The organism is Arthrobacter sp. Y3223164, from assembly GCF_059091005.1.
On the sequence record NZ_JBNHGF010000714.1, the window covers coordinates 1 to 773 of the forward strand.

Annotated in this window: 1 protein-coding gene; it reads right to left on the bottom strand. The window is 73.2% G+C overall.

Translation table 11 applies throughout. The features are described from left to right. A partial coding sequence (locus tag AC5RUJ_RS17570) for a hypothetical protein (RefSeq protein ID WP_494156419.1) occupies positions 1–209 on the bottom strand: 209 nt, incomplete at its 3' end. Positions 210–773 lie beyond the last annotated feature (564 nt).

A 773-nucleotide genomic window follows, 5' to 3' on the forward strand; every position in this document is an offset into this window, starting at 1 on the left:
GGACCCGCGGAACCCGCGGCACCCGCGGCGCTCCCGGCGGAGGCACCGCCGTCGTGCTGGGAACGCTTGGCGGAAGCAGCGGAACCCTGCCTCAGCGCATCCTGCATGGCGGCGTCGAAGCCGGGAGAAGAGGAGCGCGCGGCAGCCGGCCCGCCGGGACGGGCGGAGGACGCCGGGGCGACGGGCAGGGAGTTCACGGGCAGGCTCATGCGGTTCGTCCCCTCGCCATGGCCGCCGTTGAGCGTCGAGGCCCGTCCCGCGGGACTGCGGCGACTGATCCGGCAGCCGCAGTCGCTGGTCCCGAAGGTTCTCCGGCACCCTGGCCGCTCCTGGTCGGGCAAGGCCTTACCGCCGGTGATACGACCAACGCGGGGACGCCGATCAGCGAAGAGGACGCGGAGACAGTTCAGTCCCTGGTGCCGGCCGACGCTGGCGCCGGAAGCCCGCAGGCCGCCGGCGCGGACACTTCAGCTGGCCTCGGTGCAACGGATGCAACCGGTGTGTCCGGCGCATTTAGCGGTACCGGTGGCTGGCCCGCCTCGGTCACCGGTCACGCAAGCGGCGACGGAGCCTCCGTTGGGGTCAGCCCGGTTGGCCCGGCTGCTGCCCACGCCGGAGCATCCTCAACCCTTGCTGGTGCCCCGTCCGCCGCGAACGCTATCAACGGCGAGAACGTGGCCGAACAGGGCGCAGCAAGTCCGGCATCTGCGCTGGCGAACTCTGCCGCAACCGCGGCGGGTGCACTCGGACCGGCCGCCGGACCAGGGGCAGCC